This window comes from Paenibacillus luteus (genome assembly GCF_006542765.1).
Classification (GTDB): Bacteria; Bacillota; Bacilli; order Paenibacillales; family Paenibacillaceae; genus Pristimantibacillus; species Pristimantibacillus luteus.
The window spans coordinates 1-4,891 of the sequence record NZ_SKCD01000062.1 but is presented as its reverse complement, the minus strand read 5'-3'; the positions used below and the strand labels follow the sequence as shown (position 1 = coordinate 4,891).

Below are 4,891 nucleotides of genomic sequence, written 5' to 3'. Positions count from 1 at the left end.
ATGTTGGATTGAACATTCAACGTGATGTACATACTCATCTCTCCCTTGAGACCAGTATGTTTCATCTCGTCAAAGTTGTACATTATTATTCAAGCACTTCTGTACATGTTTAGATTAGCATTTACACGCCCAGAACTGTTTGGTCGCTACGTCTTTTACACAGTACAGATAAAACCACTGTTTAGTACCACAGCGCATTTAGGTAATATCTGCAAGGGAGATTTTTTCGGCTTCTTCCTGATTAAATTTAAGCTCCAAAAGATTGGGAAAGGAACGATGCTCCTGAGTCACCTAAGCCATTTTATGATAAGGATAGTTCTCCGAATAACTGTAATTAATTGAACTTACGCATTAGTCTACGAATCTTTTTGTGATTCATGGCCACATAACTTAAACGTTCCATCTCAATGTAATGACCACTGCCCTAACTTTCCTATTCAGAACATCGAAATGGTCTTAAATGAACAGGAAGTCACGTTCATCGGCAGTCTCTCTAAACTGGCGCTGTTCTTCAGCTAGACACCAGCGATAATAACCACTGACGCTCACTTCTGCTAGTTGAAAAAAATAACGGGTAACACGCTGTAATTCATGTTTGCGAATATACATAGTTAATTAGCGCCTCCGTAGACCACACTCCCTCAAATGCTCTTACCTAAGCTGCCGTCCCCCTGCGCTCCTTAAGTAAGCCTACTTCACCTAGGGAGGCATAGACGCTGCGGCAACGTTGTAAGCACTTCTTAGTTATTTCATTTCCAATATACAATTTGCCTACAGATCTATATTGTTTGATTTAATTACATGTTTAATCAAATATTAAATCGGATGTATCCCTGTTGAGGATCATTTCCGACTTCTTTATGTTCTTCTGCACAGAACTAACTTAACATTTCATCAGGATTGAGCATACTTCTTACGAAATTCATTAAATTCAAATAGAAATAAGACGAAAATAGAATTATGGCTTACATTTTTTTTGAATAACGGTTGCCTTTTTCGACACTAGTCCCCATTTAATTACAGAGAGGAGATGGAAATTTGTGAAAATAGAAGTTAGCCCTAATGAATCAGTTGAAAAAGCTTTCAGTAGTTACGTTAAGTCATGTCTCCAGAGCGCTCAAAAAGACTATTTTGAGAAGCTCAGACGTGACTCTACGTATGTGATTCCCTTGGATGCTGTTACGTTCGAAATCAATATTAACTTCCTAGTTCGTCATTACGAGATGCCAGAAGCTCAAAACATTCCTGTTCTTTCTCAAATCTCTGAACTCTTACATCTTAGCTCAAAAGAACAACGAGTAATGTGTTATAAGTATTACCAGGACAAAACAGATAAAGAAATTGCTCAAATATTTGGAATAAGTAGACAGGCTGTCTCCAAAATGAAGTCAAACATATTATTGAAGCTTAAAGGTTTTATGGAGAATTAAATCATCGTTAGTATCTCGTGATCCTCCCCCTCTATCATACATTTGATCGATAAAAGGAGATGAATATGATTAGCATTTCTAATCTGCTCCATTTAGCACAGAAAGGTGACAAAGACGCAGAAGCTAGGTTGATTGCACGTTATGAACCAGTTATTAATAAATACGCAAAACGTTATGGAACCATGGATGAGGATTGCAAACAACAGCTGACAATTGCCTTTATTTTAGCAGTTCGTCGCTTTGATATTAGTCGGTATGAATAAAACAAGGGCAAGTCCTATGGAGTTTGCTTCATAGGACTTGTCCTTGTTTTTAAATAATCTAAAATTATTTAAAATTACGAAGAAACGGTTGCCTTTTTCTCTCCTAATCCCCATTTATAATACAGGAAGCAATCATTGGATTGAAAAGTTCCTTGGTTGCACCTTGATCTTTGAAAATTTAATATTGCTTGTTTCAGGTACATTCCTTTCACTGCTGTGAAAACAAAAGCGACAAAGCGGAAGCGCCACGACAGCTCCTTATTGGAGTTTGAGCGATCACCTCTCCGGCTGAAATCATCCTGTGGTAGGATGAATCGCCATAACCAGAGAAAGGGATTATGATACTTCTGTCCGGCCAGCGTCACTGCATTGGGGACAGCTCGCTCGGATGAGGGAGAGCTTTGAACGATCAAAGCTATGATGCCACTTAACCAGGGGCAGCTTGAAACATATAAAACTCATATCCAATGGGGGTTGAATTTTATGGGATTATTTTTTATTATGCATATGGTCCGCCTCGCTAATTTACATACTATTCATGAAAGGAGATTGTTATCATGTTAAATCCCCCAACTTTTATTGTAGATAAAGACACGATTCTTACTATGTTCAAGGATTACTCTGACGTTGTTAATACCCCTGAATTGTGTGAAATGCTCGGTGGAATTAGTTCGAAGAGTGCCTACAAGCTTTTAAAAGCGAACCGAATTTCTCACTTTAAAATCGGAAGAGCCTATAAGATACCTAAAGTCCACGTTATTGCCTACCTTCACTCATTAATCCGTTCACAACATACAGAGATAGCAGATGACTTCAACGCTTTAATGCATTGAAATAAATGTATTTATAGTGTTATACTTGAACTGTCAATGGTAGGTATGTGGGCTGCTAATCAAAGGAGGAACAGGTATGATAGCAGGCCACCTACAAGAGAAAAAGGGACTATTCTATATCGTACTAAATTGTAAAGACGAGAATGGTAGACGAAAACCAAAGTGGATTCCTACCGGACTCAAGGTAAAAGGCAACAAGAAAAAAGCTGAAATCTTACTCCAAGAAGCCAGGAAGAATTATCAACTGGAGGCACAAGCAGAAGAAATTGAAAAGCTAACTGCAATAACTAAGACGGCCACTCCATCCGATGATAACAAACGGTTGTTTGCAGATTTCATGCTTCAATGGCTGGAGATGATGAAAAACAACATCGAGCTAATCACCTATATTTCTTACTCAAACGCTGTAAAAGGTCGTGTTGAACCTTATTTTCGAGAAAAAGCGATAATGCTTGAAGACTTGACCACCGAGGATATTCAGACCTATTACTCACAAGAAATGAATGTTCGAGGTGTGAGTGCCAATACTGTTATTCATTATCATGCAAACATTCGTAAAGCTCTTCAGTATGCCTTGAAAACCAAACTGATTGTGTCAAACCCTGCTGACCTAGTTGAACGTCCCAAAAAGAACAATTACGTAGCGAGCTTCTACAACTTAGAGGAATTGAATCGACTCCTAGCAGTAATACGAAGAGAAAAAATTGAGCTGGCTATTATTCTTGCTTCCTTTTATGGACTAAGACGAAGTGAGGTAATCGGATTAAAATGGTCGGCCATTGATTTATCTAATCGCACCATTAATATCAAACATACGGTCACATCAGGCAATTTGAATGGAAGATACATTGAAATTGAAAAGGATCGTACCAAGAACAAAGCCAGTCGCCGAACTCTCCCTTTGGTGGACACGTTCTATGATCTTCTGATTCGTATGAAGGAACAACAGGAAATCAATCGCTTATCTTATGGAAATTCATATTGTACTGAATATCTAGAGTATATTTATGTAGATGTACTAGGGGAACGCATTAAACCAGGGTACATTACGCAGCACTTCCCCATTTTTTTAGAGAAACACAACTTTAGACGTATCAGGTATCATGATCTTCGTCATAGCTGCGCCAGCTTGTTGCTCGCCAACGGCGTAAGCATGAAAGAAGTTCAGGAATGGTTGGGCCACAGTGACTATGCAACAACGGCAAACATATATTCACATTTGGAATACAACTCGAAGGTATCATCAGCTCAAGCAATGAGTAAGGTACTAAAATTTAAATAAAAAAAGCCCACTAGAGATTTACTCTAATGAACTTTTTAGTTGATGCCGGCGAGAGGACTCGAACCTCCACGGTTTCCCTCACGATTTTGAGTCGCGCGCGTCTGCCATTCCGCCACGCCGGCAAATTTTTAAGTCTCCATCGCCCCTTTAGAAAAAGGAGAGAACTTCAGGAGAGAACTTTTAACACATGTTTCTGAAAATCCCGTAATACCAACGCTTTAGCGGTAAATTCTTCGACTTACGAACTCGATTTTGAGTCGCGCGCGTCTGCCATTCCGCCACATCGGCAATTTTAGAGAAAAAATAATGGCGTGCCCTAAGAGATTCGAACTCCTGGCCTTTTGATTCGTAGTCAAACGCTCTATCCAGCTGAGCTAAGGGCACATTTTGTAATAATTAGGTGGAGGCGCCACCTAGACTCGAACTAGGGGTAGAGCTTTTGCAGAGCTCTGCCTTACCACTTGGCTATGGCGCCAACTTAATGGAGCGGAAGACGGGAATCGAACCCGCGACCCTCGCCTTGGCAAGGCGATGCTCTACCGCTGAGCCACTTCCGCATAACAATGGCTGGGGATTCAGGGATCGAACCTGAGAATGACGGAGTCAAAGTCCGTTGCCTTACCGCTTGGCTAATCCCCAACAATTTATGTAGTCATAATCATTTTAAGAATGGGGCGATCGAGGGGAATTGAACCCCCGAATGTCGGATCCACAAACCGATGCGTTAACCACTTCGCCACGATCGCCATAATGATATTCAGGTGCCTTGTCTAATTAGCGGCTGCCTCATAGACAAAAAATAAAACCCACAGTTGTGAGTCGACTGCTAATGCAAGCATTAGCAAGTTGCGCCCTGAAAACTGGATACGAAAGATCAGGCTTGCTGAAGCCTTATATGCTGTTGTTTGCCGGATGTATGGGTCCGGGGCAAACGTAAGTCTATGCTTACGACGTCAGTTTGCTTCTCAAACTGTTTAGGATAAGCCCTCGACCGATTAGTATTCGTCAGCTCCACACATTGCTGTGCTTCCACCCCGAACCTATCAACCTCGTCGTCTTCAAGGGGTCTTACATACTGGGAAA

General features: G+C 40.6%; 5 protein-coding genes, 6 tRNA genes and 1 rRNA gene. 4 read left to right on the top strand and 8 right to left on the bottom strand.

All coding sequences use genetic code 11. The features are described from left to right. Positions 1-456 precede the first annotated feature (456 nt). Complete coding sequence (locus E0496_RS35755; RefSeq protein WP_161601640.1) at positions 457-609, bottom strand: hypothetical protein; 153 nt, start codon at positions 607-609, stop codon at positions 457-459. 431 nt (positions 610-1,040) lie between these two features. Here E0496_RS35755 and E0496_RS30295 point away from each other — a divergent pair, with 431 nt between their 5' ends. From E0496_RS30295 to E0496_RS30280, 4 genes are all read left to right on the top strand, one after another. Then, positions 1,041-1,430: a sigma factor-like helix-turn-helix DNA-binding protein gene (locus E0496_RS30295; RefSeq protein ID WP_141505708.1), complete on the top strand. Its 390-nt coding sequence runs from the start codon at positions 1,041-1,043 to the stop codon at positions 1,428-1,430. A gap of 65 nt (positions 1,431-1,495) precedes the next feature. After that, the gene (locus E0496_RS30290; protein ID WP_141505707.1) at positions 1,496-1,693 is read left to right on the top strand and encodes a helix-turn-helix domain-containing protein; all 198 of its coding nucleotides are present in this window, start codon (positions 1,496-1,498) and stop codon (positions 1,691-1,693) included. Positions 1,694-2,250: 557 nt separating this feature from the next. Then, complete coding sequence (locus E0496_RS30285) at positions 2,251-2,526, top strand: helix-turn-helix domain-containing protein (RefSeq protein WP_141505705.1); 276 nt, start codon at positions 2,251-2,253, stop codon at positions 2,524-2,526. Between the two features lie 76 nt (positions 2,527-2,602). Continuing rightward, on the top strand, positions 2,603-3,808 hold the full coding sequence (locus E0496_RS30280; protein ID WP_141505704.1) for a tyrosine-type recombinase/integrase: 1,206 nt from the start codon (positions 2,603-2,605) through the stop codon (positions 3,806-3,808). A gap of 43 nt (positions 3,809-3,851) precedes the next feature. Here the strand turns inward: E0496_RS30280 and E0496_RS30275 are convergent. The 7 genes from E0496_RS30275 to E0496_RS30245 all read right to left on the bottom strand — a co-directional run. After that, positions 3,852-3,930: transfer RNA gene (locus E0496_RS30275), tRNA-Leu, on the bottom strand. Between the two features lie 185 nt (positions 3,931-4,115). Next, a tRNA-Arg gene (locus E0496_RS30270) sits at positions 4,116-4,192 on the bottom strand. Positions 4,193-4,209: 17 nt separating this feature from the next. Then, a tRNA-Cys gene (locus tag E0496_RS30265) sits at positions 4,210-4,283 on the bottom strand. Between the two features lie 7 nt (positions 4,284-4,290). Further along, positions 4,291-4,365 (bottom strand) — tRNA-Gly (locus E0496_RS30260). A gap of 7 nt (positions 4,366-4,372) precedes the next feature. After that, positions 4,373-4,447, bottom strand: a tRNA-Gln gene (locus tag E0496_RS30255). A 31-nt stretch (positions 4,448-4,478) separates the two neighbouring features. After that, positions 4,479-4,554 (bottom strand) — tRNA-His (locus E0496_RS30250). A gap of 229 nt (positions 4,555-4,783) precedes the next feature. Beyond that, positions 4,784-4,891: ribosomal RNA gene (locus tag E0496_RS30245) — 23S ribosomal RNA — on the bottom strand; the annotation flags it as partial.